We start from the raw sequence: 24627 nt of genomic DNA, 5'->3' as shown, positions 1-24627 counted from the left end.
AGGGCATGGGGGACTCGGAGGGCTCGGGGGACGGCACCCGGGAAGTCTGGCACGCCCTGCTTCGTCGCACCGGTGGGAGATGATGTCCGGGTGACCGACCACGACCGCCCCCAGCCCGATCCCGACGCCCCGGCCGACGACGAGGCACCGGCGTCGTCGCGTCCCGCCGCGGCCCGGACCGACGATGCCACCGGCTCCGCGCAGGAGCGGATCGCTGAGCTCACCGCACGGATCGAGCAGGCCCGCGCCGAGTACTACGAGCAGGACGCGCCCACGCTCACCGACGGCGAGTACGACCTCCTCGAGAACGAGCTGCGCGACCTCGAGGCCCGCAACCCCCAGCTGGCCCGTGCCGATTCGCCCACCCGCACGGTCGGCGGCGGGGTCTCGGCAGGCTTCGCCCCGGTCGAGCACCTCGAGCGGATGCTCAGCCTGGACAACGCCTTCAGCCTCGAGGAGGTGGACGCGTGGGCCGCCCGCGTGCACGCCGGTCTCGGCGAGGGCGCCGAGGTCGCATGGCTCACCGAGCTGAAGATCGACGGGCTCGCGATCGACCTCGTCTACGAGCAGGGCCGCCTGGTGCGCGGCGTGACCCGGGGCGACGGCCGGGTGGGGGAGGACGTCACCGCCAACGTGCGCACCATCGCCAACGTCCCCGAACGCCTGGACACGGAGGATCCGCCCGCGGTGCTCGAGGTGCGCGGCGAGGTGTTCTACCCCTCCGCGGCCTTCGAGGAGCTCAACGCCCAGCGGCGGGAGGCCGGGCTCGCGGAGTTCGCGAACCCGCGCAACACCGCGGCAGGCTCCCTGCGGCAGAAGGATCCCGCGATCACCGCCTCGCGCGCCCTGCAGGTGTACGTCCACGGGATCGGCGCGCACGAGGGCGTGACCCTGGCCTCGCAGTCCGAGGTCTACGCGCAGCTCGCCGCCTGGGGGCTGCCCACGTCCCCCCATACGCGGGTGCTGCACGACCTCGCGGGCGTCCGCGCCTTCATCACCGATCGTGGCGAGCACCGCCACGACGTCGAGCACGAGATCGACGGGATCGTCATCAAGGTCGATGCCTTCGCCCAGCAGCGCCGGCTCGGCTCGACCTCCCGCGCCCCGCGCTGGGCGATCGCCTTCAAGTACCCGCCCGAGGAGGTCACCACCGAGCTCCTGGACATCCAGGTCCACGTGGGGCGCACCGGACGGGTCACGCCCTTCGGCGTTCTCGAACCGGTCAGGGTCGCGGGGTCCACCGTCGAGTTCGCGACGCTGCACAACCAGTTCGACGTCGAGCGCAAGGGCGTGCTGATCGGCGACACGATCATCCTGCGCAAGGCGGGGGACGTCATCCCGGAGATCCTGGGCCCGGTCGAGGCGCTCCGCGACGGGACCCAGCGCCCCTTCGTGATGCCCGAGCTGTGCCCGGCCTGCGGCACCCCCATCCGCCCCGAGAAGGAGGGCGACAAGGACTGGCGCTGCCCCAATCAGCGCTCCTGCCCGGCCCAGGTGACCGGGCGGATCGCGCACGCCGCCGGTCGCGGGGCCTTCGACATCGAGTCCCTCGGCGAGGAGAGCGCGGTCGCGCTGACCGACCCGGATCTGCGCCGCCCCGAGGCGCTCGCCGCGCTGCGGGCGGGCCATAGCCTCTACCTGCCGCTGCGGGAGGCGGCCGATGCCCGGCTCGCGCAGTTCGTCGTGCTCAAGAACGGGGAGGAGGTCGAAGGGACCGACGGGGTGCCGCTGCTGCGGATCACCGACGAGGCCGATCCCCTGCTCCCCGCGCTCCAGGAGCCCGTCGTCACCACGGGCACCAACCTGTTCGACCTCACCGCGGACGAGTTGCGGGACGTCATCGTCTACCAGCCGGAGAAGCGCGATGGCGAGGCCACGGGCGACTGGCGCATCCAGCCCGCCTTCTGGTCCCGCGGGACGATCCGGCACTACAAGCGCGAGGAGAGCTGGCGGCGCACCAAGGCGCCCTCGCCGCTGAAGACGACGGAGGTGCTCGTCGACGAGCTCGCCAAGGCCCGGGAGCAGCCGCTGTGGCGTGTGCTCGTGGCCCTGTCGATCCGCCATGTCGGGCCCACCGCCGCGCGGTCCCTGGCCACCGCCTACGGGTCGATGGACGCGATCCGCGAGGCCGACGTCGAGACCCTCGCGGGCACCGACGGCGTGGGCCCCGTGATCGCCGAGGCGGTCCGCGACTGGTTCGCGGTCGACTGGCACGAGGAGATCGTCCGCGGCTGGGAGGCCTCCGGCGTCCGCATGGCCGACGACGTCGCCGAGGGCTTCGTCCGCACGCTCGAAGGCCTGACGGTGGTGGTCACAGGTGGTCTCGACGGCTTCACCCGGGACGGTGCGAAGGAGGCGATCATCTCCCGTGGCGGCAAGGCCGCGGGATCGGTCTCCAAGAAGACGGACTTCGTCGTGATCGGGGAGAACGCCGGCTCCAAGGCGGACAAGGCCCGCGACCTGGGCCTGAGGATCCTCGACGAGGCCGGCTTCGCGGAGCTGCTCGCCGGGGGTGCCGAGGCCGTGGCGCTCTCCGGGACCGAGGGCGAGGCCGATGACGACACCGTCGGTCCGGAGGAGGAACCCGAGGGGTCGGCGCCGGAGCACTAGGCCACGGACATCGGCCGATCACCTCGCGGGCACCTCGGGGGCCGGGCCACTCTCGCTGTCGAGGCGGGCCGTGAGTGCTCGAGCTGCTCGGACGGCGGCCGACGTGCCTCCGCGCGCGGCGAGCGAACGGACCCCGGGCAGCGTCGCGCGCCCGGCCGCGAGGGCGGATGCGAGGAGTTCGTCGAGGGCCACGACGGCCTCCGCGATGCCCGGTGGGACCCTCCTGGCCGTGGCTCCGTACCCGGCGATGTCATCCAGGAGCGGCCATGCCACGGGCGCCAGGCCGTCGGAGGACAGATCCCGCAGAACCCGGGCCAGAGACGCGAGACGGGCGGGCGTCGTCTCCCACCCCAGATACCGCAACGACGCGACACCGGGTCGCAGGAGCCCGCGGTCCCAGGCATCGAGCACAGCACCCCAGGCAGCCTCCTCGTCCTGGGACGCCGGATCACGCAGTGCGCCGATCATCGCCATGGCGCCGGCCGGACCGAACGGTTCGGCGCGTCGCGCCAGCTGCGTCATGACGGAGGCCCGACCCCAGAAGTCCTCGGAGCCCAGGCGGAATGTCGGCACCTCGACCCACCACGGACTCGGATCGTCGGGGTCCACCAATCCTGCATGACGCAGTGTCCGAGGTCGCAGCCCCGCCGCGGTGGTCGCGCCTGGCTGGACGCCGATGCGCCAGAATCCCCGCCCCCCGTCCTCGAGGGGAGGCTCGATGAGCGGCTCGTCGGCGATCGCCGCCGCGAGCGCCCCGGCCGTGAGGTCTGGCACCTTGTCGGCACCGCAGATGACGGGGACGTCGAGCTCCCGCAGGCGGACGGCCAGGTCGTGGTCCGGTGCGCGGAGGTCGAGTCGCCGCAGGGCCAGGTGGAGGTCGCTGCGCAGCACGACCCCTCCAGCTCGCTGCAGGCTCTCGAGCCGGGCCACGAGGTCCTCGGGATCCAGGCGATGATCGACCCACGTGGGGGTCGAGACCAGCTCGGTGACCTGGTCCAGATGCTCTGCCAGCTCTCCGACCCGGTCGTGCCGTGGCGTGTACGGGGTGCTGTGCAGCGCAGGGACCAGGTCGAGGCCGTGCACGGGGGTCTCCTCATGGATCCCGGCCAGCTCCTGCAGCACCGCGGCACGGGCCGTGGCATCAGCCCGGACGAGGCCTGCGAGGAACCGCTCCGACGTCGGATTGGCCGTCCACGGACCATCGGCCTGCAGCTCCTGGGCGAGCTCGAGGATCCCGGAGGCGGAGGTCGGAGGCGCCTCCAGACGGGGGACCGTCCACACCGCGGGCGTCGGAGGCCACGGGACGAGGACCTCGTCCGGGCGCTCCTGCACCGGGGGAGGAGATCCCGGGAGCGCCCACGCCTCGCGGATCAGCCGGACCTCCGTCTCCGACAGACGGGCGGCGTCCAGCTCCGCGAGGGCGAGCGCGCACGCGTCCAGGATGTCGGCGGGGGGGACGGGCCGCGCGGCCATCGCGCGGAGGAGTCGGGAGCGGGCCCCGTCCGTGCGGCACACCTGGGCGACGGCCAGGAGATCCGGCAGATGCCGCTGGGGTCCCGCCGCCAGGGGGACGGCCAGCAGGCTCACGAGCTGCCCCGTGCCGTCCATGAGCACCGGGATCAGGACGTCGGCGTGCTCGGCGAGCTCATCCGTGGTCACGGCGAGGTCCTGGATCAGGAGACGGGACCAGCCGAGGCGGTCGCCGGGTCGTCGTGCCCGGTCGATGCCGATGAAACAGATCCGCACGAGGTCGTCACGGCGCAACAGGTCCGCATCGAGCAGAAGCCGCAGCGCAGGGATCAGGGGACCGGTCGCGGGTACGCGCTCGCGGGCGCAGAGCTCCGCGTGCTCGACGGCACGGCGCGTCAGGACCTCCCGCCGGACGGGCACCTCGGCACGAGCGGTGTCCCAGAGCCAGCGGTCATCGCCGAAGGCAGCGCACACCAGGGCGATCCAATCCTTGAGGTACTCGCGTGCCGCGGGGACGGGGACGTCGAGCTCGTCGACGAGCACGCAGCACAGCTCGGCGCACCACGACGGCTCGTGCTCGAATTCACGACGGGTGGTCCGCACCAGCTCGGTCAGGACGTCCTCCGCGAAACCCGGGCCATGGGCATGGAGGAGCGCGATGCGCGTGCTCATCGGGAGCTCTCTGAGGTACCCGATCAGCTCCGCCGTGCGCGGCACGCCGACACCTGCCCGGATCGCCGCGAGGGCCACGGCGTCCTCGTCGATGCCCTCGAAGACGGCACGGGTCGTCGTCGCTCCCTCTCCGAGCTCGACCCATTCCCACCAGGAACCCCGCTCCAAGCCGTCCACGAGGATCCTGCGCTGGGCGGCGGCGCCGAGGTCGCGCGCCACGAGCTCTGCCAGGGGACGGCCGTGCCAGCCCAGCTCCTCGAGCACGGCGATCGCCGTGCTCAGGGCGGCGGATCGTGTCGTCATCGGCCGCGCTCGCCGATGCCGACCGCCAGCACGTGGACGCACGGGCCGTGGGACGCGCCGTAGCGTCGGGACCAGGCGCATGAGCAGACGGTGCCGCGGACCGTGTACGGACCCTGGGCATCGCCCGCGTCGACCTTTCGCGCCTCCCCGTCCGCCGTGACGGCGCCACCGTCGGCGAGCCGACGCGCGGCGGCCGCGCGTCCGGTCGCGAGGGCGTCCTCGCCGGTGTCGGCGGGGAGCTCCCGGTGGAAGTGCGCGCCGTCGTGGTTGTCCCAGCCGATCCGTCCCCGCCCCCGCGAGGACCCGGAGGCCGTCCCGGACACGGGCCTCCTCGAGTCCCGTGGACCCGGTGAGCCGCACGGGATCCACGACGGGCTCGAAGGCGAGGACCACGGCCAGGAGGTCGGCGTCCCGGACGGCGCGCGGGTCGGTGAGCGCCGCGAGGATCCGGGGGTCCCGGCCGCCGCCGCTCCACCGCTGCTCGGCCAGGGTCAGGGTGAAACGCGCCCCCGGCAGCTCCAGCTCCACCGCGACGGGGCCGGGAGCGCCGCCCGGCATCGCGTGGACCGTCATCGAGCGGATGTGCAGGAGCAGCCGGGTCAGTGCGGCGAGGCGACCGGGGAAGTGCACCACCACCCCTCCGGCGGTGGGTCGGCGCGTCTCGCCGAGCTCGCCGCCGGCGCGCTGGACCCAGCGCACCCGATCGGCGCGACGCATCGCGGAGGTGAGCTCCCTGCGGGCGGCGACCGCGCCGACGAGCAGCACAGGACGCAGGGACTCCTGGGCCATCGTGAGGGTCCCTAGGGCAGGGACCCACGACGGGGGCATCTCCACGCGACGCTCGATGAACGCGCCGTCACCGGTGACGACCCGGAGCTCCTCGGCGGCGACGTCCAGATGGAGCAGTCCGTCCCCGCGCACCGCCAGCAGTCCAGTCCGAAGGGCGTCGCCGATGTCGACGTTCGTGGTGCCGAAGCCGATCTCGCCGCCGTCGACCCCGAAGGCCAGCAGGTCCAGGCGTGCATGGACGCTGCCGCACGCGGAGAAGGTCTCGATCCGCAGCCGATCGCCCTGTGCGGTGAGCACCGGGTCCTTGAGAGCCGAGGGCGTGCGGGTCGTGTAGCGGGTCGCGGTGATGTCGGCGAGGACCAGGAGCGCCCGTGCGAGCACCTCCGGTCGGGTGCTGACGCCGTGGAAGAAGCTGGGGAGCGCCACGGGTCCTCGCGGTGTGAGCGCAGGGGCGATGTCCAGGGACAGCCCGGTGCCGGTCACCCGTGATCCGGAGGCGAAGCCGCGGAGGGTCATGCGCGCACCGTAGTAGGCCCGGGTCGAGGCGTTGACCACGACCCGACGGTGCGCAGCAGTGGCGTCACGAGAGGCCGCGATGGTGTGCCCAGCGCGCCGATGCCGCGGAGGCGGCGCCGCTGATCAGCGCATCGAGCTCGGGCGTCCGGGGGACCGCGAAGGACACGTAGCCGCCGCGGCCGCCGGCGACGGGGCGTCCGTAGGCCTTGCTCGCGAGGGAATCGTCGGGAAGCAGGCGCACCGTGATGCTGGTGAGGCGGAACGTCTCCCCGCGGCGTTCGTCGGTCCACTGGAGATCCTCCGGCACGGAGACGTTCACCGCGAGGGCGCTGAGCCGGACGGCCTCGTCCGCCACGCAACCGCCCGGGGCGCCCGAGCGTGCGTCCTCGTCGTCGTGCGGGCCCTGCGGCTCGTGCAGTTCGCGTGCGGTCATGTGGTCAGCCCTTCTGCGCCAGGGCCAGGGGGAGGACCGGCCCGGATCCTGCTCGACGCAGGGCGCGCGCCGCGATGGTCATCGTCCAGCGGGTGTCGATCTCGTCGTCGACCAGCAGGATGGGGGCGCCGTCCAACGCCTCGAGGCGTATGCGCAGGGCGTCCGGCACCACGAAGCGGTCCCACAGGGCCGCCACCCGGAACGCCCCGTTGCGCGCGCCGTGCAATGGGGCGGCGCCCGGGGCGAGGTCGAGGGAGCCCAGGTCCCCGAGCCGCCCCACCCGGGCGATCCCCTGGGCGAGGGACGACACCAGGTACGGACGGGTGGTGGAGGGAACGGCGATCACCGCCCGCGGCCGCACCTCCCAGTCCCACTGCGCGAGCACGTCGACGATGCGGGTGCCCAGACGGGCGGGCACCTCGGCGTCCACGGGGCGGCCCTCCTCGTCGGTGGTCAACACCGACCGGAGGATCCCGGACCACCCCAGATCCGTCAGCCGCGCGACGACCCGCCCTTCCTCGGCCCGCTCGGGGACGGCGATCCGCCCCGAGACGGTGCCGCCGCTCTCAGAGCGGACGTCGAGGGTGTCCAGGCCGGTGGGCCACTGGGCGCGCGCGGCGATGGGGACTCCCACGCGCGCCAGCAGTGCGTCGACCTCGTCCAGGGCGGGTGGGTCCCCGGGGAAGCCACCGATCTCCTCGGTGCCTGGGGCCTCGTCTCGCGGCGTTCCGGGAGCACCCGGGTCCGGGTACCAGGCGCCCGCGCACACGTCGCAGCGCCCGCAGGGCACGGCCGTCTCGTCGTCGAGCTGCCGTGCGAGGAACACCATCCGGCAGGTGTCCGGTGCGTGATCGCCCGTCCCCAGACGCTCGTACCCGAGCATCGCCTGCTGCTCGTCCCGGCGGGCCCGGGCCACGTTCTCGTAGCGCTGGGCGTCGTAGGTCCACGGCCGGCCCGTCGCGATCCATCCGCCCTGGACGGCCTCGACCGCGCCGTCGACGGCGAGCACCTTGAGCAGCAGCTCGAGTGCGGAGCGACGCACATCCACCCGCGACTCCAGAGCGGGGGTCGACAGCGGCTGCCCGCTCCGACCCAGCGCTTCGAGCACCTGGCGCGCGGACTCCTCACTGGGCATGGACGCCGTCGCGAAGTAGTCCCAGATCGCCCGGTCCTCACGGCCGGGCAGCAGCAGCACGTCGGCGCTGTCGGTGGCGCGACCGGCGCGACCCACCTGCTGGTAGTAGGCGACGGGGGAGCTGGGGGCCCCGAGATGGATCACGAAGCCGAGATCCGGCTTGTCGAAGCCCATCCCGAGGGCGCTCGTGGCCGCGAGGGCCTTGACCTCGTTGTGGCGCAGGGCCTCCTCGAGCTCCGCGCGCTCCTCCGCATCGGTGCGCCCGGTGTATGCGCGGACCCGCCGCCCGGGGCGGTCGAGGAGCCGTGCGAGGTCTTCGGCGGCCGAGACCGTCAGGGTGTAGATGATGCCCGACCCCTCAAAGGCGTCGAGGTGCCGCGCGAGGTAGCGCAGGCGGTCGCTGTCCTCGGAGAGCGTCAGGGAGCCCAGGCGCAGGGAGTCCCGGGTCAGCGGGCCACGCAGCGTGAGGACGTCCTGGCCGCCCGCGCCGAGCTGCTCGGCGACGTCGGCGACGACGCGGGAGTTGGCGGTCGCCGTCGTCGCGAGCACGGGGACCTCCGGCCCCAGGCGGGCCACGAGGTCCCGCAGGCGCCGGTAGTCCGGGCGGAAGTCGTGCCCCCAGTCGGAGATGCAGTGCGCCTCGTCGATCACCAGGAGCCCCGAGCGCTCGATGAGCCGGGGCAGCTGCTCCTCGCGGAACCGCGGGTTGACCAGGCGCTCGGGGGAGACCAGCAGCACGTCGACGGAGTCCTCGGCCAGGCGCTGCTCGATCTCGCGCCATGCGGTGGGGTTGGCGGAGTTGATGGCCTCGGCCCGCACTCCCGCGCGTGCGGCCGCGGCGACCTGGTCGCGCATGAGCGCCAGCAGCGGGGAGATGATGAGCGCCGGGCCGCTGCCGCGCCGCCTCTGCAGCAGGGCCGCCAGGAAGTACACCGCGGACTTCCCCCACCCCGTGCGCTGGACGACGAGGGCACGGCGGTGCTCGAGCACGAGGGCGGAGATCGCCTCGAACTGTCCCGGATGGAACACCGCCGCGGGGTTGCCGGTGAGGTCCCGCAGGCCCTCGAGGGCCTCGTCCAGGAGGGCAGGATCTGCAGGAGGCGGGGTCAGCTGCGCGTCGTCGGCCATGCCCCCGAGTCTTGCAGAGGGGTCGGACCCTCGAGGACCGCCCCGGGGTCCGCTCGTCGGCGATCGGCCGTCGCCGGGCGCCACAGCGACCACAGGCTCCGGCCCGCGCCCTCCCGCGCATGGACGTGGGGACTGCGGGCCAGGAGCAGGCCCACGAGCACCCCGATGACGACGGCGATCGCATGACCCCGTGCGGTGTAGCCGGTGCCCTCGATCACGCCGTACACGACGACGCCGGCGAGGCCCGCCACCAGGAGCACCCGCGAGATGCCCCGCACCCGATGGACCAGGACGGCGGCCAGGGCGAAGAACCCGTAGCTCGCGCCCGTGTCGGTGACGGTCCACAGCGACGCGGGGGCGTGGAGGAAGCGGATGTGCAGGTAGATGTCGAGGGCGGTCACGGCGGTCGCCCCGAGATGGCCCAGGGCGAAGACGCCGATCGTCCGGGCGGACCCGAGCCACCGCTCGACGGGCGCCACGAACGCCGAGAACGCGACGATCCACACCAGCAGCTCGGTGCGCGTCACGAAGAACGCCGAACGGATGAGCACCCGGACGGGATCGGTCGTCAGGTGCGCGAGGTTGGTCGACTGGGCCGTCAGGAACGCCTCGAGGGGGACCTCCGGCATGCCCAGCAGGACCCACGTCGTCACCGTCAGGACGGCGAGGTACGCGAAGGTGGCCGGGGCGCTCGCGACGTACCAGCGCACGGATGCGCCGTACCGCTGCCAGGCGCGCGACAGGGGAGCGGTGGCGCGGCCGTCGGTGACCAGCGAGAGGACGAGGACGAGCGCACCGACCAGCAGGAGGATCGCCAGCGCATGACGGATCATCCCCGCAGACTAGGAGCGAGGCCGCAGGGAAGAACGCAGGGGAGAGGAGCTGTCGCCGTCAGTGCGCGGCGGGCGACTCCGCATCCCCGGTGTCGTCGTCCGTCCGGGCCCGGCGCAGACGGTCGGCCGTGCGCTCGCCGTCGTGCATCGGGTGCTCCTTGGTGGCCAGGGCGTCGCGCATGCGACGCTCCAACAGCTGGGCCTCCCGGATCCGGGGGTCCTCCGACAGCTCCTCCCGGTCGTGCGGGTCGTGGCTGGAGAAGTCGATGCTCGGGTCCACGGTCATGGTGGCCTCCTGTCTCGGGCACGGGTCGGCGTCGTCGGCGACCGTGCGGATGGCGCGTCGTGAGCATCCCACCGTACCGCCGGGAGCGCTCCGCGGTCGAGAGAACGAGGAACGTCGCCCCCGGACGGGCCGTCCGGCCCGTGTCCCGCCACCTGCATCGATCGGGTCTGCAGGGAGTGCGACCGGTGCGCCCGGCGGCATCGGGTGCCGGGCCCGGGCGCTACCATCGGAGACATGCCAGCGATCGGACGAGATGACGTCGCACGCCTCGCCGACCTCGCACGGATCCAGCTCACCGATGACGAGATCTCCCGGTTCGCCGGCGAGTTCGACGCCATCATGGATGCTGTCGCCTCCGTGTCCGAGGTCGCCACCGAGGACGTGCCCGCCACGAGCCACCCCCTGCCCATGACCAATGTGTTCCGTGCCGACGAGGTGCAGCCCACCCTCACGCAGGCCGAGGCGCTTTCCGGGGCGCCCGCCGCCGAGGACGGCCGCTTCGGCGTGCCCCAGATCCTGGGGGAGGAGGCATGAGCGTGGACATCCGCAGCTCCGCCGCCGCGATGGCGGCGGCCCTGCGCACAGGGGAGGTCGGCTCCGAGGAGCTGACGCGCGCGCACCTGGCCCGCATCGACGAGGTCGACGGCGAGCTCAACGCCTTCCTGCACGTCAGCGACGACGAGGCGATCGCCACCTCGCGCGACGTCGACGCGCGGCGGGCCCGCGGCGAGGAGCTGCACCCCCTGGCGGGCGTGCCCATCGCCGTCAAGGACGTGGTCGTCACCCGCGGGATGCCCACCACGGCGGGCTCCCGGATCCTCCAGGGATGGGTGCCGCCGTACGACGCGACCCTCGTCGAGAAGCTCCGTGCAGCCGGCCTGCCGATCCTCGGCAAGACCAACATGGACGAGTTCGCGATGGGCTCCTCCACCGAGACGAGCGCCTACGGCCCCACCCGCAACCCCTGGGACACCGACCGGATCCCGGGAGGCTCGGGGGGCGGCAGCGCCGCGGCCGTCGCCGCCTTCGAGGCGCCGCTGGCGATCGGCACCGACACCGGCGGCTCGATCCGCCAGCCCGGCGCCGTCACCGGCACCGTGGGCGTCAAGCCCACCTACGGCTCGGTGTCCCGCTACGGGCTCATCGCGATGGCCAGCTCCCTGGACCAGGCGGGACCCGTCACCCGCACCGTCGAGGACTCCGCGCTGCTGCACGAGCTCATCGCCGGGCACGACCCCCGCGACTCGACCTCGCTGACGGACCCCTTCGCCTCCTTCACCGAGGCCGCCCGCTCCCGCGACGTGCGCGGCCTGCGGATCGGGGTCATCGAGGAGCTCGAGGGCGAGGGCTTCGCGCCCGAGGTCCAGGCCCGCTTCACCGAGTCCCTCGCGGCCCTGGAGAAGGCCGGCGCCGAGATCGTCCGGGTCTCCTGCCCCCATCTCGAGTACGCCCTGGGCGCCTACTACCTGATCATGCCCTCGGAGGCCTCGAGCAACCTCGCCAAGTTCGACGGCATGCGCTTCGGCCTGCGGGTGGTCCCCGAGGACCACCCCACCGCCGAGCGCGTCATGGCCGCCACCCGCGGCCAGGGCTTCGGCGCCGAGGTCAAGCGCCGCATCCTGCTGGGCACCTATGCCCTGTCGGCCGGCTACTACGACGCCTACTACGGCAGCGCCCAGAAGGTCCGCACCCTCGTGCAGGACGACTTCGCCGCCGCCTTCGCGAAGGTCGATGTGCTGGCCTCCCCGACGGCACCCACGGTCGCCTTCCGGATCGGCGAGAAGACCGACGACCCGCTGGCCATGTACATGAACGACATCGCCACGATCCCCGCGAACCTCGCCGGGATCCCCGGCATCTCGGTGCCCTCGGGCCTGGCCGAGGACTCCCTGCCCGCCGCCGTCCAATTCCTGGCGCCTGCGCTCGCGGACGACCGCCTGTACCGCGTGGGCGGCGCCCTCGAGGCGCTGCTCGAGGAGTCATGGGGCGGCCCGCTCCTGGACCGCGCCCCCCAGCTGAAGGGAGTCTCCCTGTGAGCTCTGTGGAAAACCTCGTCGACTACGACGACGCGATCGCCCGCTACGACCCGGTGCTGGGCATCGAGGTCCACGTCGAGCTGGGCACCGCCACCAAGATGTTCGACGGCGCCCCCAACGTGTTCGCCGCCGAGCCCAACACCGCCATCACGCCGGTGTCCCTGGGCCTGCCGGGCACCCTGCCGGTCGTCAACGGCAAGGCCGTCGAGTACGCGATCAGGATCGGCCTGGCCCTGAACTGCTCGATCGCCGAGACCTGCCGCTTCTCGCGCAAGCAGTACTTCTACCCCGACCTCACCAAGAACTTCCAGACCTCGCAGTACGACGAGCCGATCGCCTACGACGGCTGGGTCGACGTCGAGCTGGACGACGGCGAGATCGTGCGCGTGGACATCGAGCGCGCCCACATGGAGGAGGACGCCGGCAAGTCCACCCACCTGGGCGGCGCGACCGGACGCATCCAGGGTGCGACGCACTCCCTGGTCGACTACAACCGCGCGGGCGTGCCCCTCGTGGAGATCGTCACCCGCCCGATCCCGGGCACGGGTGCCCGGGCCCCGGAGGTCGCGGCGGCCTACGTCCGCACCCTGCGGGACATCTTCCGTGCCCTCGACGTCTCCGAGGCACGGATGGAGCGCGGCAACGTCCGCGCCGACGTGAACATCTCCCTGCGGGCCGATCCGAGCGCGCCGCTGGGCACCCGCACCGAGACCAAGAACGTCAACTCGTTCCGGGCTGTCGACCGGACCGTCCGCTTCGAGATCTCCCGCCAGGCCGGGATCCTCGACGAGGGCGGGTCCGTGATCCAGGAGACCCGGCACTTCCACGAGGAGGACGGCACCACGAGCGCCGGACGCGTGAAGTCCGACGCCGAGGACTACCGCTACTTCCCCGAGCCCGACCTCGTGCCCGTCGCCCCCGCGCGGGAATGGGTCGAGGAGCTGCGGGCGACGCTCCCCGAGCTGCCCACGGCCCGTCGGCGCCGTCTGCGCGAGGCGTGGGGATACAGCGATCTCGAGATGCGTGACGTCCTCAACGCCGACGCCCTGGACCTCATCGAGGCCACCGTCACCGCCGGGGCGAGCGCCCAGAGCGCCCGCAAGTGGTGGATGGGCGAGCTGGCCCGCATCGCCCGCGAGCAGGCCGTCACCCTCGACGACCTCGCGGTCACCCCGGCGCAGGTCGCCGAGCTCCAGGGGCTCGTCGATGCGAAGAAGATCAACGACAAGATCGCCCGCACCGTCCTGTCCACGGTCCTGTCCGGAGGCGGCGACCCCGCCGCGATCGTCGAGGCCGAGGGCCTCGCGGTCGTGTCGGACGACTCGGTGCTCACGGCGGCCGTCGACCAGGCCCTCGCGGACAACCCCGACGTGGTCGAGAAGATCCGCGGAGGGAAGGTCCAGGCCATCGGCGCCCTCATCGGCCCGATCATGAAGGCCACCCGCGGGCAGGCCGACGCCGGCCGCGTGCGCGAGATCATCCTCGAGAAGCTGGACGTCCAGGCCTGACCCCGGGTCCCGCGCGATGCGCAGACCCTGTTCCCGCACCCGGTGATCGCGCCGGGCACCCCCCCCAGGTGCCCGGCGCGATCGCCGTCTGAGACGGGAAGAACATCCGAGGGCTGGTCAGGCGGTGTCCGCGACCTCGCGGACGGGACTACGCTCGAGAGCGAATCAGCACACGATCTGCACAACTCAGGGGCGTCGAGGCCCCGAAGGAGACAAGACATGACGAACAGCAAGGTCGCCCTCGTCACCGGCGCCGGTCAGGGCATCGGGCGCGCCATCGCCCTCAAGCTCGCCGCCGACGGCTTCGACATCGCCGTCGCGGACCTCTCGTTCCAGCAGGAGAAGGGCGAGGGCGTCGTCCGCGAGATCGAGGCCCTCGGTCGCAAGGCCGTCTTCGTGACCGCCGACGTGTCGAGCAAGGACGAGATCACGGCAGCTGTCGACACGGCGGCCGAGAAGCTCGGCAGCTTCGACGTGATCGTCAACAACGCCGGGATCGCCCAGGTCAAGCCGATCTCCGAGATCACCGGCGAGGAGCTCGACAAGATCTTCCGCATCAACGTGAACTCGGTGGTCTTCGGCATCCAGGCCGCCGTCGCCAAGTTCGACGAGCTCGGCGTCAAGGGCCGCATCATCAACGCCGCCTCGATCGCCGCGATCCAGGGTTTCCCGATCCTCGGTGCATACTCGGCCTCGAAGTTCGCCGTCCGCGGCATCACGCAGGCCGCCGCGCAGGAGCTCGCCCCCAAGGGCCACACCGTCAACGCCTATGCCCCCGGCATCGTGGGCACCGGCATGTGGGATCTCATCGACGAGCGCCTCTCGGAGATCAACGGCAAGCCCCGCGGCCAGAACCTGCAGGAGAACGTCGACTCGATCGCCCTGGGCCGCATCGAGAAGCCCGAGGACGTCGCGGGTGTCGTCTCGTTCTTCGCCTCGGACAACGCCGGGTACGTCACCGGCCAGGTGCTCCTGGTCGACGGCGGCATGCTCTACAACTGATCGATCGACAGCACGCACGGACCGGCGTCGACGCCGGTCATCGCCACGGGGCGTCCGCATCCAGCGGGCGCCCCGTCCGCGTCTCCACGGATCCGCCTCCCCGCGATTGACCGGACAGGCATGTCATCGTTCCCGCGGCTCAGCGCAGGCGGGTCATCTCCACCTCGACGAACATGTCCGAGGACGCCTCGCCCATGAACATGCCCTGCAGCGGCGCGACGTCGCCGTACTCCCGGCCCACCCCCACCTGCACGTGCATCTCGCCCGGCACGGTGGCGTTCGTCGGGTCGTAGCCGTGCCAGGTGCCGTCCCACCACTGCACCCAGGCGTGGGACTCGCCCACCACCGGCGTGCCCACCGGGGCGTCCTTGTCCGGGAGGATGTAGCCCGAGACGTAGCGGGCGGGGATCCCGAGGTGGCGCAGCGCCCCGATCATCACGTGCGCCATGTCCTGGCAGACGCCCTTGCCGGCCGACCAGCTCCGGGCCGCCGTCGAGGTGACGTCGGTGGAGCCGGTCTCGTACGTCATCTCGTCGTGGATCATCTCGCCGACGGCGGTGCCGCAGGCGTCGATGGTCCGCGACGCGCGGGCGATCTCCGCGACCCGGGCCACGAGGTCCTCCGCCGGGTCCGTCATCCGGGACTCCACGAGGTACTCGTTCCACCGATCCGCGAAGGCCGCGGCCTCCGGGATCGTCATGTCGGTGCCCGCCGGCTGGGGGCGGACGACATCCAGGCTCGTGTCCACGCGCACGGACATCTCCTCGTGCGGCTCGTGCAGCTCGAAGGCGGTGACCTGCGTGCCCCAGTAGTCGATGTAGCTGTAGGACCACGGGTGGGGCGAGATCGAGATCGCGCGCTCGCGGATGAGCTGCTGATCGGAGTACTGGGGCGCCATGCGGATGGCGTTGAAGGAGTCCGTGACCTTCCCGGTGTACCGGTAGCCGGTGGTGTGGACGATCCGGAGCGTGCTGGTCATCGGGTCACCTCTCGCGCCACTGGGAGACCAGGGCGCCCTCGAAGTAGCGGGTGTTCAGGGCCTGCGTCGCGCGACGGCACACGTCGCGCAGGCGGTGCGTGACCCCGGCGAGATCGGCGACCGCCTCCGTGGGCTCCAGATACTCGATGTTCGAGCTCGCACGGCCCAGCAGCCGCTGGGCGTCGTCCTCGAACCCGGTGCGCCGCGGATTGGGGTCCAGCGCCGCGAGAGCTTCGCGCGCCTCGCCGAGGCAGTGCACCACCGAGCGCGGGAACAGCCGATCGCGCAGCAGGAAGTCGGTCGCGGCGGCGAGGGAGTCGTCGCGCCCCCGGGTGGTCACGAACGCCTGCTGAGCGCTGCAGGCCCGCAGCAGCAGCTGATGGGACGTGGCCCGCGAGGGCACGGCCGTGGTCGCCGACAGGATCCGGGCCGTCATGTCGATCCGCTCGATGGAGCGTCCGGCGATGAGGAAGTGCCAGGCCTGGTCGCGGGTCATCGTCTCGTCGAGCGTGCCGATGATCATCGCGCAGAAGTCGTGCACGTCGCGGCACGCCAGGGCCGGCCGGATGGTGGCCAGCCGTCCCGAGGTCACCCGGTGGTAGCTGCGGTTGATGACCTCCCAGGTGGGCACCGACAGCACCTCACGGGCCCGGCGTGCGGACTCCCTGCACAGGGTGAGCGAGGAGACCATCGACAGCGGCGAGTTCGGGTCCATGCCCAGCACGGACCACACCTCGTCCGGGGTGGGGGTGGAGGACAGGCCCGCTCCCAGGGCATGGCACAGCTCGACGCCGAAAGGGTGGGCACCGGCGCTGGACCTGTCCGAACCCAGGTCCAGGTTCACCTCGAGGACGCGGGCGACGTCCGAGGCGCGCTCGACGTAGCGTCCGATCCAGAACATCGACTCCGCGATCCGGCTCAGCATGTCGATCCCTCCTGCGTGGTGCCGCGGGGCGCCGGCCCCGAGGGCGTGCTCGCGCCGTCCCGGACGGGATGGGCCCTCTTCCAGGGGGCTCTCCGGCCCTGCTGCTGCTGTTGCTGCTGCGCGCCGGCGGCGTCGACCTCGGAGATCTCCGGGGCCACGATGTTGACCTCGTGCTCGACGAGGGTCCCGGCCTCGTCGTCCGCCTCGGCGGACGTCTCGCCCTGCAGGATCCAGGTGTCCTTGGAGGCGCCGCCCTGGGAGGAGTTGACGATGAACTGGCCCTCCCCGCGGGCCACCCGGGTCAGCCCGCCGGGCAGGACCCACATGCTCTGGCCGTCGTTGACGACGAAGGGCCGCAGGTCCACGTGGCGCGGACGCAGGGTCCCCTCGATCACCGTGGGCACCGTCGAGAGCTGGATGAGCGGCTGGGCGATGAACCCGCGGGGGTCGGACAGGACGTGCTCGCGGACCTGTTCGAGCTCCTCGGCGTCGCAATGGGGGCCGATCACGATCCCCTTGCCTCCGGATCCGTCCACGGGCTTGACGACCAGCTCGGCGAGGCGGTCCATGACCTCCTCGCGCTGCTCGGGATCCTCGAGGCGCCAGGTGTCCACGTTGGGGATCAGCGGCTCCTCGCCCAGGTAGTATCGCGTCAGCGCCGGCAGGTAGGAGTAGAGGAGCTTGTCGTCGGCCACGCCGTTGCCGATCGCGTTGGCGATGGTGACGGTGCCGTTGGCCTGGGCCGACACGAGGCCCGCGCACCCCAGCATCGAGTCGTGCCGGAAGTGCACCGGGTCCAGGAACTCATCGTCGACACGACGGTAGATGACGTCGACGGGCTGCAGTCCGCTGGTGTCCCGCAGGTACACGCGCCCCTGACGGGCCACGAGGTCCCGCCCCTCGACGAGGGGGACGCCCATCGTCCGGGCCAGCAGGGAGTGCTCGAAGTAGGCGGAGTTGAAGACGCCGGGGCTCATGACCACGACGTTGGGGTCGCTGACACCGGGCGGGGCGCTCGCGGCCAGGGCCGCGCGCAGCCGTGCCGGGTACTCGTCGACCGGCGCCATGGCGTACCGCCGCACGGCCTCGGGCAGCGCGGCGGTGATCGCCTGGCGGTTGGTCAGGACGTAGGAGACGCCCGAGGGGATCCGGACGTTGTCCTCGAGGACCCGCAGGGTGCCCTCGCCGTCCCGCACCAGGTCGATCCCGGCGACGTGGATCCGCACCCCGGTGGGCGGCTGGTAGCCGGCGACCTCGCGGATGAAGTTGTGGGACGTCGTCACGAGCGCCCGCGGGATGACGCCGTCGTCGAACAGCTGGCCTGCGCCGTAGACGTCGGCGAGGAAGCGCTCGAGGACGGTGACCCGCTGCTTCAGCCCCTGCTCGACCCGCTCCCATTCCGCGGCCTGGATCAGGCGCGGGATGATGTCGACGGGGAAGGGCTCCTCCCGTCCGGAGAAGTCGAAGGTGACGCCCGTGTCGAGGTACCGGGTGCCCAGGTAGGCGTCGCGCGCGGCGAGCTCCTGGGCCCCGAGCCCGTCGAAGACCTGGGTCATCGTCCGGTACTGCGGGCGGATCCCGTCGGGGCCCACCATCTCGTCGAAGGTGCCCGTGCCCGACGGCGGGTAGTGGGCCAGCAGATCGTCCATGGGGGCATGGTGCTCGATCCGGGGCCGCAGGTCCACCTGCACCCGGTGCCGAGTCGAAACCGTGACCCGGCGAGATCTTCCCCGAGGACGTCGGCGGCCCGACGATCTGCCTCAGTGCACGACCCGTCCGGGCCGCCGTCCGGGCCCCGTCCGAGAGGCTGCCCGTCGATGCGCTGGATCCTGCGGATCGTGTTCCTGGCTTTGAGCGCCCTGCTCGCACTGTGGGCGTGGGAGGGCCTGTTCCTCGTCGACCGGCACGACACCCTCATCCCGCTGGCGACGGGCGGGGACGGCGGGTACGTGGTGATGATCGTCGCCGGGATCGCCTGGGGTTTCTGCTGATGACGCCGGGGGCCGACGTCCTGGGGGTGGGCCGCGCCGGTGGTGCGGGCGTCCTGAGCGCGCTGCGCGCAGGCGGCGCGGGGGATCCCCGGATGACCGAGGTCGCGGTGGGGACCGTCCGTGAGGCGCGCGAGACCGGGATGAGCATCAACGACGTCCCGATGTACGAGATCATCCTGGACGTCGCCCCGACCGAGGAACCGAGCTTCATCGCGTCCATCCGCCGGCTCGTGCGGCCGGTCGATGCACCGGCGATGGTGCCCGGGGCGGTCCTGCCCGTCCGGTTCGACCCGGCTCGGCGCGATGCGATCGACCTGGCGGACATGCACGACCCGACGGTGGCCGAGGCCTTCCTGCGGTGGCGCGTGGCCAAGGGTCTCCTCCACCCGGACCTCGTCGACGCGCGGCTGCACGGGACCCGGGTCCCGGCGAGCGTCCTCGCGGTGCGGCCGACGGGACGTCGTGCCCACAGACAGGTGGAGCTGGAGGTCGACCTGCTCATCCCGCCCGCGCAGGGACGGCCCTCCCGCGAGGCCACGACCCTCGTGTTCGTGTATCCCCAGGCGCTGTCCTTGGTGCAGGTGGGTTCCCCCGTCACCGCCCTGTACCGTCCGGCCCGTCCGGAGGTCGTCGCGATGACCCTGGAGCCCGTGGCGGAGGGGGCATCGTGACCGAGCGCCTGATGGACGACCTGATCTGGCTCGTGAACTTCCCGGCCACGCACGGCTTCGTCATGTTCTTCATCGCGGGTTTCGCGATGGCGGGCCTGATGGCCCGCTCCTTCCGCAATCCCGCGCGGGGGTCCCGGCGGCTGCGGGAGCTGCGAAGCGCGCACGGGGATCCTCCCGCTCCCGGTGACGGGGTGCGGATCGCGGCGGGAACGGTGCAGATGTGGGGGTACCAGGTCCTGGCCGTCGTGATCCTGGCCGGCGCCGTGATCGGCGTCCTGAGCTCGATCATGGGGCCGATCACCGCCCCCGACATCCGGGACCACGGCGTCTCCGCGACCGGGACCGTCGACGGCGACGAGGTGACGTTCACGACCGCCGACGGCGTGGTCTGCACACTGCCGTTCGATGCGATGGCCCCGCCCCAGCTGCCCCGGGACGGATAGGTGAGCTCGACCGGTGAGGTCGAGGTGAGGTACCTCCCCGGACACCCCCAGGCCTATGTCGTGATCGCCATCGACCCCTTCGCGCGCGACTGAGCGGCGCGGATCCTCGGAGCACGCCGCCCCGTCACCGTGCCAGGCGCGAGAGCCTCGCCGCAGTGCCCTCCGCCGCGGGCCGGGCGGCTGTGTCCGTGTCCGTGTCCTCGTCCACGGGGAGATAGGCGATCAGGCGCAGCTCGGGGGCGTCCTGGGGGACGAGGTTGACCTGCTCGAAGGCCAGCTCGCCCACCCGCGGGTGGCAGAACCGGCGCCGCCGGGAGCCGAAGCGCTCGATCGCGTGCTCGTCCCAGGCCCGGGTGAACTCGGGGCTCACATCCCGCAGATGGCGCACGAGCCGCACGTGCTCGGTGCCTCCCATACGGCCCCCCGCCTCGGAGCGGTACTCCGCGAGGAACTGGCGGCTGGTGAGCTCCCAGTCCGGGAGCATCGCGCGCACGAACGGGTCGGTGAACACGAACTGCAGGAGGTTGCGCTGGGTGGGATCCGCCTCCAGCACCCCGGGGAACAGCCCCTCGTAGGGCCGGTTCCAGGCGGCGATGTCCCAGTGCGCCGTCAGCGCGAAGGCGGGGGAGGGGGCCAGGGCGTCCAGAAGGTGCTGGACGTGCGGGGGCACCGGGGCCGGTGCGGCGAGCACCGGGCGCGGGCGCGGCGCGAGGCCCACGAGGCCCAGCACGTAGTCGTGCTCGGCCTCGGTCAGGTGCAGGTTCAGGGCCACCGCGTCGATCACCTGGCGCGAGGGGTTGATGTCGCGGCCCTGCTCGAGCCAGGTGTACCAGGTGACCGAGACCCCGGAGAGGAACGCGATCTCCTCCCGTCGCAGCCCCGTCGTGCGGCCCCGTCCCAGCGGCGGCAGATCGTGGTCGGAGCGATCGGCCGCGGTGCGCTTGGAGCGGAGGAAGGCGCCGAGCTCGGAGCGGACGGCGGGATCGGTCGGCATGTGCGAAACCTATCATTCCCACTACTAGTATTCGCTCTGTCTTGGTGGACGCTCGCGCCGTGTGGTGGCATAGCACCATGCCCCCACTGCGTTCACGAACCTCCACCCACGGCCGCAACATGGCCGGGGCCCGCGCCCTGTGGCGCGCCACCGGCATGGAGTCCTCGGACTTCGGCAAGCCGATCATCGCCATCGCGAACTCCTACACCCAGTTCGTGCCCGGCCACGTGCACCTCAAGAACATGGGCGACCTCGTCGCCGGTGCCGTCAAGGAGGCCGGCGGGATCGCCCGGGAGTTCAACACCATCGCCGTCGACGACGGCATCGCGATGGGCCACGGGGGCATGCTCTACTCCCTGCCCAGCCGCGACGTGATCGCCGACAGCGTCGAGTACATGGCCAACGCCCATTGCGCCGACGCGCTCGTGTGCATCTCCAACTGCGACAAGATCACCCCGGGCATGCTCATGGCCGCGATGCGCCTGAACATCCCCGCGGTCTTCGTCTCCGGCGGGCCGATGGAGTCCGGCGAGCCCGTCGAGGGTGTCGTCGAGCACCGCCTGGACCTCGTGGACGCGATCTCGATCTCCGCCGACGACTCGGTCACCGACGCCCAGCTCGCCGAGATCGAGGAGAACGCGTGCCCCACGTGCGGCTCCTGCTCGGGCATGTTCACCGCCAACTCGATGAACTGCCTCACCGAGGCGCTGGGCCTCTCGCTGCCCGGCAACGGCACGACGCTGGCCACCCACGCCTTCCGCAAGGAGCTGTTCCTGCGCGCGGGCCGCACCGTCGTGGACCTGTGCAAGCGCTACTACGGGGACGACGACGAGGGGGCGCTGCCGCGCAACATCGCCACCAAGGCGGCCTTTGCCAACGCCATGAGCCTGGACGTCGCGATGGGCGGGTCGACCAACACCGTGCTGCACATCCTCGCGGCAGCGATCGAGGGGGAGATCGACTTCGGCCTCGAGGACATCGACCGGCTCTCGCGCTCGGTGCCGTGCCTGTCCAAGGTCGCCCCCAACGGCACCGCGCACATCGAGGACGTCCACCGCGCCGGCGGCATCCCGGCGATCCTGGGCGAGCTGGACCGCGGCGGGCTGCTGGACCACACCGTCCACGCCGTGCACTCGCCGGACCTGGACTCCTGGCTCTCGGACTGGGACATCCGCAGCGGCCGCGCCACCAAGGAGGCCGAGGCCTTCTTCCACGCCGCCCCGGGCGGCGTGCGCACCACCCAGGCGTTCTCGACCACGAACATGTGGAAGGAGCTCGACACCGACGCCGAGACCGGCGTGATCCGCGCCGTGCCCCACGCCTTCACCAAGGACGGCGGTCTGTGCGTGCTCAAGGGCAACCTGGCCACCGAGGGCGCCGTCATCAAGACCGCAGGCATCACCGAGGACCTCTTCCACTTCGAGGGCACCGCGGTCGTCTGCGAGTCCCAGGAGGAGGCGGTCCAGAAGATCCTCGACAAGACCGTCAAGGCCGGGGACATCGTCGTGATCCGCTTCGAGGGCCCCCAGGGCGGCCCCGGCATGCAGGAGATGCTCTACCCGACCTCGTTCCTGAAGGGGCGGGGCCTGGGCAAGTCCTGCGCGCTCATCACCGACGGCCGCTTCTCCGGCGGCACCAGCGGCGTCTCGATCGGCCACATCTCCCCGGAGGCGGCCGAGGGCGGCCTCATCGGACTCGTCGAGAACGGCGACCACATCGTCATCGACGTCGACAAGCGCCTGCTGCAGCTCGATGTGCCCGACGAGGAGATCGCCCGCCGCCGCGAGGCCAAGGGCCCGCTGCCGTGGCGCCCCGTCGCGCGGGAGCGTCAGGTGACCCAGGCGCTCAAGGTGTACGCGCACCTCGTGCGCTCGGCCACCTACGGCGCGACGCGCCGCCCGCTGGACTGAGCCGTCCGATCCGGCCGTCTCAGCGCGTGGACTGCCTGCGGAACCCGGGGTGGGATGGGTAGTGTGTGCCGCATGCGGACGAACCTTCTCGTAATCCCCGAGCGCGGCTGACGCCCGTCCGGTCCGTACGAGACGTCCCGCGCACCCTCCAGAGCCTCAGGGCCGGGGGGTTTTTTCGTGCCCGGCCCCGGGCGCACCCTGCACGCACCATCCGACCGACGAAGGAGAACCGATGACGGCCCCTCGTGTCACCGGCGCACAGTCGCTGATCACGTCCCTCGAACACGCCGGGGCGGACGTCGTCTTCGGTCTTCCCGGCGGCGCGATCCTCCCCACCTACGACCCGCTGCTGGACGCCGAGCACCTGCGGCACATCCTGGTGCGCCACGAGCAGGGCGCCGGCCACGCGGCCAGCGGCTACGCGCACGCCACCGGCAAGGTGGGCGTGTGCCTGGCCACCTCGGGCCCGGGCGCCACCAACCTCATCACCGCGATCGCCGACGCCCAGATGGACTCGATCCCCATGGTCGCGATCACCGGCCAGGTGGGCTCCTCCTTCATCGGCACCGACGCCTTCCAGGAGGCGGACATCGTCGGGATGACCATGCCCGTCACCAAGCACAACTTCCTGGTCACCGACCCCGACGACATCCCGCGGACCATCAAGCAGGCGTTCCACATCGCCTCGACGGGCCGTCCCGGGGTGGTCCTGGTGGACGTCACCAAGGATGCCCAGCAGGCCGCGACCACCTTCGAGTGGCCCGAGACGCTGGACCTGCCCGGGTACCGCCCGGGCGCGCGTCCTCACCACAAGCAGATCCGCGAGGCCGTGAACCTGCTGCTGGCCGCCAAGCGCCCCGTGTTCCTGCTCGGTGGTGGCGTGATCCGCGGCCGCGCGAGCACCGAGGTCCGCGAGCTCATCGACCTCGCCGGCGCGCCCTTCGTCACCACCCTCATGGCGCGCGGCGCCCTGCCGGACTCCCACCCGTCCCAGCTGGGCATGCCCGGCATGCACGGCTCGGTCGCGGCGGTCTCGGCGCTGCAGCGGGCGGACCTCATCATCAACATCGGGGCCCGCTTCGACGACCGCGTGACCGGGCGCCTGGACTCCTTCGCGCCGCACGCGACCGTGGTCCACGCCGACATCGACCCCGCGGAGATCTCCAAGAACCGCGAGGCCGACGTGCCGATCGTGGGGGAGGCCCGCGACGTCGCGACCGCGCTCACGGTCGAGCTGCGCGCGCGCCTGGCCGAGAGCGACGACCGCGACTACGAGTCCTGGTGGCAGACCCTGGACGCCCTGCGCCAGAACTACCCGATGGGCTGGACGGAGACGGCCGACGGCTACACCGCGCCGCAGAAGGTGATCCGTCGCCTCGGCGAGATCTCCGGTCCCGAGTCGATCTTCGTCTCCGGGGTGGGCCAGCACCAGATGTGGTCTGCGCAGTTCATCGGCTACGAGCACCCCAACACCTGGATCAACTCCGGGGGGCTGGGCACGATGGGCTACTCCGTCCCGGCCGCGATGGGCGCCAAGGTCGGCATGCCCGACCGCACCGTCTGGGCCATCGACGGCGACGGCTGCTTCCAGATGACCAACCAGGAGCTCGCGACCTGCGCGATCAACGACATCCCGATCAAGGTCGCGATCATCAACAACTCCTCGCTCGGCATGGTGCGCCAGTGGCAGAACCTGTTCTACGACAAGCGCTACTCCAACACCGACCTGAACACGGGCCACGGCACCCGCCGGATCCCCGACTTCGTCAAGCTCGCCGACGCCTACGGCTGCGCCGGGCTGCGCTGCGAGCGGGACGAGGACATCGACGCGACGATCGAGAAGGCGATGGAGATCGACGATCGGCCGGTGGTCGTGGACTTCACCGTCAGCGCCGACGCCATGGTGTGGCCGATGGTCCCCTCCGGCGTCTCCAACGACGAGATCCAGATCGCCCAGAACATGACCCCCGAATGGGAGAGGGACATCTGAGCC

At 72.0% G+C, this 24627-nt stretch carries 19 protein-coding genes; 10 read left to right on the top strand and 9 right to left on the bottom strand.

Features of this window, described 5'->3' with window-relative positions:
• The first annotated feature begins 90 nt into the window (after positions 1–90).
• Positions 91–2610 carry an NAD-dependent DNA ligase LigA gene (gene ligA / locus ACT3TZ_RS01365; RefSeq protein WP_444581592.1) on the top strand — a complete coding sequence of 840 codons (2520 nt, stop codon included), beginning with the start codon at positions 91–93 and terminating at the stop codon, positions 2608–2610.
• Between the two features lie 18 nt (positions 2611–2628).
• On the opposite strand, the gene ACT3TZ_RS01360 is transcribed toward ligA, so the two are convergent.
• The 5 genes from ACT3TZ_RS01360 to ACT3TZ_RS01340 form a co-directional block, all read right to left on the bottom strand.
• Positions 2629–6360: a hypothetical protein gene (locus ACT3TZ_RS01360; RefSeq protein ID WP_444581591.1), complete on the bottom strand. Its 3732-nt coding sequence runs from the start codon at positions 6358–6360 to the stop codon at positions 2629–2631.
• A gap of 64 nt (positions 6361–6424) precedes the next feature.
• Positions 6425–6793: a hypothetical protein gene (locus ACT3TZ_RS01355; protein ID WP_444581590.1), complete on the bottom strand. Its 369-nt coding sequence runs from the start codon at positions 6791–6793 to the stop codon at positions 6425–6427.
• 4 nt (positions 6794–6797) lie between these two features.
• Complete coding sequence (locus ACT3TZ_RS01350; RefSeq protein WP_444581589.1) at positions 6798–9056, bottom strand: RecQ family ATP-dependent DNA helicase; 2259 nt, start codon at positions 9054–9056, stop codon at positions 6798–6800.
• Positions 9035–9889, bottom strand: a complete 855-nt coding sequence (locus ACT3TZ_RS01345; RefSeq protein ID WP_444581588.1) for a rhomboid-like protein — start codon at positions 9887–9889, stop codon at positions 9035–9037. The genes ACT3TZ_RS01350 and ACT3TZ_RS01345 overlap by 22 nt, the downstream gene beginning before the upstream one ends.
• A 58-nt stretch (positions 9890–9947) precedes the next feature.
• The gene (locus tag ACT3TZ_RS01340; protein WP_444581587.1) at positions 9948–10175 is read right to left on the bottom strand and encodes a hypothetical protein; all 228 of its coding nucleotides are present in this window, start codon (positions 10173–10175) and stop codon (positions 9948–9950) included.
• 234 nt (positions 10176–10409) lie between these two features.
• On the opposite strand from ACT3TZ_RS01340, the gene gatC reads away from it, so the two are divergent.
• The 4 genes from gatC (at position 10410) to ACT3TZ_RS01320 (ending at position 14721) form a co-directional block, all read left to right on the top strand.
• On the top strand, positions 10410–10709 hold the full coding sequence (gatC, locus tag ACT3TZ_RS01335; RefSeq protein ID WP_444581586.1) for an Asp-tRNA(Asn)/Glu-tRNA(Gln) amidotransferase subunit GatC: 300 nt from the start codon (positions 10410–10412) through the stop codon (positions 10707–10709).
• On the top strand, positions 10706–12211 hold the full coding sequence (gene gatA / locus ACT3TZ_RS01330) for an Asp-tRNA(Asn)/Glu-tRNA(Gln) amidotransferase subunit GatA (protein WP_444581585.1): 1506 nt from the start codon (positions 10706–10708) through the stop codon (positions 12209–12211). Before gatC ends, gatA begins: the two co-directional genes overlap by 4 nt.
• On the top strand, positions 12157–13719 hold the full coding sequence (gene gatB / locus ACT3TZ_RS01325; RefSeq protein ID WP_444581584.1) for an Asp-tRNA(Asn)/Glu-tRNA(Gln) amidotransferase subunit GatB: 1563 nt from the start codon (positions 12157–12159) through the stop codon (positions 13717–13719). Before gatA ends, gatB begins: the two co-directional genes overlap by 55 nt.
• A gap of 219 nt (positions 13720–13938) precedes the next feature.
• Complete coding sequence (locus ACT3TZ_RS01320) at positions 13939–14721, top strand: acetoin reductase (RefSeq protein ID WP_444581583.1); 783 nt, start codon at positions 13939–13941, stop codon at positions 14719–14721.
• Between the two features lie 139 nt (positions 14722–14860).
• On the opposite strand, the gene ACT3TZ_RS01315 is transcribed toward ACT3TZ_RS01320, so the two are convergent.
• Genes ACT3TZ_RS01315 through ACT3TZ_RS01305 form a run of 3 tightly spaced genes read right to left on the bottom strand, consistent with a single transcriptional unit; the run spans position 14861 to position 18274 of the window.
• The gene (locus tag ACT3TZ_RS01315; RefSeq protein ID WP_444581582.1) at positions 14861–15700 is read right to left on the bottom strand and encodes a transglutaminase family protein; all 840 of its coding nucleotides are present in this window, start codon (positions 15698–15700) and stop codon (positions 14861–14863) included.
• 4 nt (positions 15701–15704) lie between these two features.
• Positions 15705–16625, bottom strand: a complete 921-nt coding sequence (locus tag ACT3TZ_RS01310) for an alpha-E domain-containing protein (RefSeq protein ID WP_444581581.1) — start codon at positions 16623–16625, stop codon at positions 15705–15707.
• A complete protein-coding gene (locus ACT3TZ_RS01305) occupies positions 16619–18274 on the bottom strand; it encodes a circularly permuted type 2 ATP-grasp protein (protein ID WP_444581580.1) in 1656 nt (551 codons plus the stop codon). Before ACT3TZ_RS01305 ends, ACT3TZ_RS01310 begins: the two co-directional genes overlap by 7 nt.
• A gap of 168 nt (positions 18275–18442) precedes the next feature.
• Here ACT3TZ_RS01305 and ACT3TZ_RS01300 point away from each other — a divergent pair, with 168 nt between their 5' ends.
• The 3 genes from ACT3TZ_RS01300 to ACT3TZ_RS01290 are packed head-to-tail and all read left to right on the top strand — an operon-like array spanning position 18443 to position 19730.
• On the top strand, positions 18443–18616 hold the full coding sequence (locus tag ACT3TZ_RS01300; RefSeq protein ID WP_444581579.1) for a hypothetical protein: 174 nt from the start codon (positions 18443–18445) through the stop codon (positions 18614–18616).
• Positions 18616–19287 carry a hypothetical protein gene (locus ACT3TZ_RS01295; RefSeq protein WP_444581578.1) on the top strand — a complete coding sequence of 224 codons (672 nt, stop codon included), beginning with the start codon at positions 18616–18618 and terminating at the stop codon, positions 19285–19287. Before ACT3TZ_RS01300 ends, ACT3TZ_RS01295 begins: the two co-directional genes overlap by 1 nt.
• Positions 19284–19730 (top strand): hypothetical protein, encoded by a 447-nt coding sequence (locus tag ACT3TZ_RS01290; RefSeq protein WP_444581577.1) that lies wholly within the window; start codon positions 19284–19286, stop codon positions 19728–19730. Before ACT3TZ_RS01295 ends, ACT3TZ_RS01290 begins: the two co-directional genes overlap by 4 nt.
• Before the next feature lie 124 nt (positions 19731–19854).
• On the opposite strand, the gene ACT3TZ_RS01285 is transcribed toward ACT3TZ_RS01290, so the two are convergent.
• Positions 19855–20724, bottom strand: a complete 870-nt coding sequence (locus ACT3TZ_RS01285) for a helix-turn-helix transcriptional regulator (RefSeq protein ID WP_444581576.1) — start codon at positions 20722–20724, stop codon at positions 19855–19857.
• Positions 20725–20801: 77 nt separating this feature from the next.
• Here ACT3TZ_RS01285 and ilvD point away from each other — a divergent pair, with 77 nt between their 5' ends.
• The gene (gene ilvD, locus ACT3TZ_RS01280) at positions 20802–22634 is read left to right on the top strand and encodes a dihydroxy-acid dehydratase (protein ID WP_444581575.1); all 1833 of its coding nucleotides are present in this window, start codon (positions 20802–20804) and stop codon (positions 22632–22634) included.
• Positions 22635–22866: 232 nt separating this feature from the next.
• Positions 22867–24624 (top strand): acetolactate synthase large subunit, encoded by a 1758-nt coding sequence (locus ACT3TZ_RS01275; protein WP_444581574.1) that lies wholly within the window; start codon positions 22867–22869, stop codon positions 24622–24624.
• The last annotated feature ends 3 nt before the right edge of the window (positions 24625–24627 follow it).

The sequence above is a fragment of the Brachybacterium sp. AOP25-B2-12 genome, from assembly GCF_052378625.1.
Lineage (GTDB): Bacteria > Actinomycetota > Actinomycetes > Actinomycetales > Dermabacteraceae > Brachybacterium.
The sequence above is the reverse complement of the archived record's forward strand: the minus strand, read 5'-3'. Positions and strand labels throughout refer to the sequence as shown.

What these genes read in the sequence shown, in the direction of transcription:
- ACT3TZ_RS01360 (WP_444581591.1), bottom strand. Translation starts at nt 6,360, where the DNA reads ATGACCCTCCGCGGCTTCGCCTCCGGATCACGGGTGACCGGCACCGGG.
- ACT3TZ_RS01355 (WP_444581590.1), bottom strand. Translation starts at nt 6,793, where the DNA reads ATGACCGCACGCGAACTGCACGAGCCGCAGGGCCCGCACGACGACGAG.
- ACT3TZ_RS01350 (WP_444581589.1), bottom strand. Translation starts at nt 9,056, where the DNA reads ATGGCCGACGACGCGCAGCTGACCCCGCCTCCTGCAGATCCTGCCCTC.
- ACT3TZ_RS01345 (WP_444581588.1), bottom strand. Translation starts at nt 9,889, where the DNA reads ATGATCCGTCATGCGCTGGCGATCCTCCTGCTGGTCGGTGCGCTCGTC.
- ACT3TZ_RS01340 (WP_444581587.1), bottom strand. Translation starts at nt 10,175, where the DNA reads ATGACCGTGGACCCGAGCATCGACTTCTCCAGCCACGACCCGCACGAC.
- gatC (WP_444581586.1), top strand. Translation starts at nt 10,410, where the DNA reads ATGCCAGCGATCGGACGAGATGACGTCGCACGCCTCGCCGACCTCGCA.
- gatA (WP_444581585.1), top strand. Translation starts at nt 10,706, where the DNA reads ATGAGCGTGGACATCCGCAGCTCCGCCGCCGCGATGGCGGCGGCCCTG.
- gatB (WP_444581584.1), top strand. Translation starts at nt 12,157, where the DNA reads ATGGGGCGGCCCGCTCCTGGACCGCGCCCCCCAGCTGAAGGGAGTCTC.
- ACT3TZ_RS01320 (WP_444581583.1), top strand. Translation starts at nt 13,939, where the DNA reads ATGACGAACAGCAAGGTCGCCCTCGTCACCGGCGCCGGTCAGGGCATC.
- ACT3TZ_RS01315 (WP_444581582.1), bottom strand. Translation starts at nt 15,700, where the DNA reads ATGACCAGCACGCTCCGGATCGTCCACACCACCGGCTACCGGTACACC.
- ACT3TZ_RS01310 (WP_444581581.1), bottom strand. Translation starts at nt 16,625, where the DNA reads ATGCTGAGCCGGATCGCGGAGTCGATGTTCTGGATCGGACGCTACGTC.
- ACT3TZ_RS01305 (WP_444581580.1), bottom strand. Translation starts at nt 18,274, where the DNA reads ATGGACGATCTGCTGGCCCACTACCCGCCGTCGGGCACGGGCACCTTC.
- ACT3TZ_RS01300 (WP_444581579.1), top strand. Translation starts at nt 18,443, where the DNA reads ATGCGCTGGATCCTGCGGATCGTGTTCCTGGCTTTGAGCGCCCTGCTC.
- ACT3TZ_RS01295 (WP_444581578.1), top strand. Translation starts at nt 18,616, where the DNA reads ATGACGCCGGGGGCCGACGTCCTGGGGGTGGGCCGCGCCGGTGGTGCG.
- ACT3TZ_RS01285 (WP_444581576.1), bottom strand. Translation starts at nt 20,724, where the DNA reads ATGCCGACCGATCCCGCCGTCCGCTCCGAGCTCGGCGCCTTCCTCCGC.
- ilvD (WP_444581575.1), top strand. Translation starts at nt 20,802, where the DNA reads ATGCCCCCACTGCGTTCACGAACCTCCACCCACGGCCGCAACATGGCC.
- ACT3TZ_RS01275 (WP_444581574.1), top strand. Translation starts at nt 22,867, where the DNA reads ATGACGGCCCCTCGTGTCACCGGCGCACAGTCGCTGATCACGTCCCTC.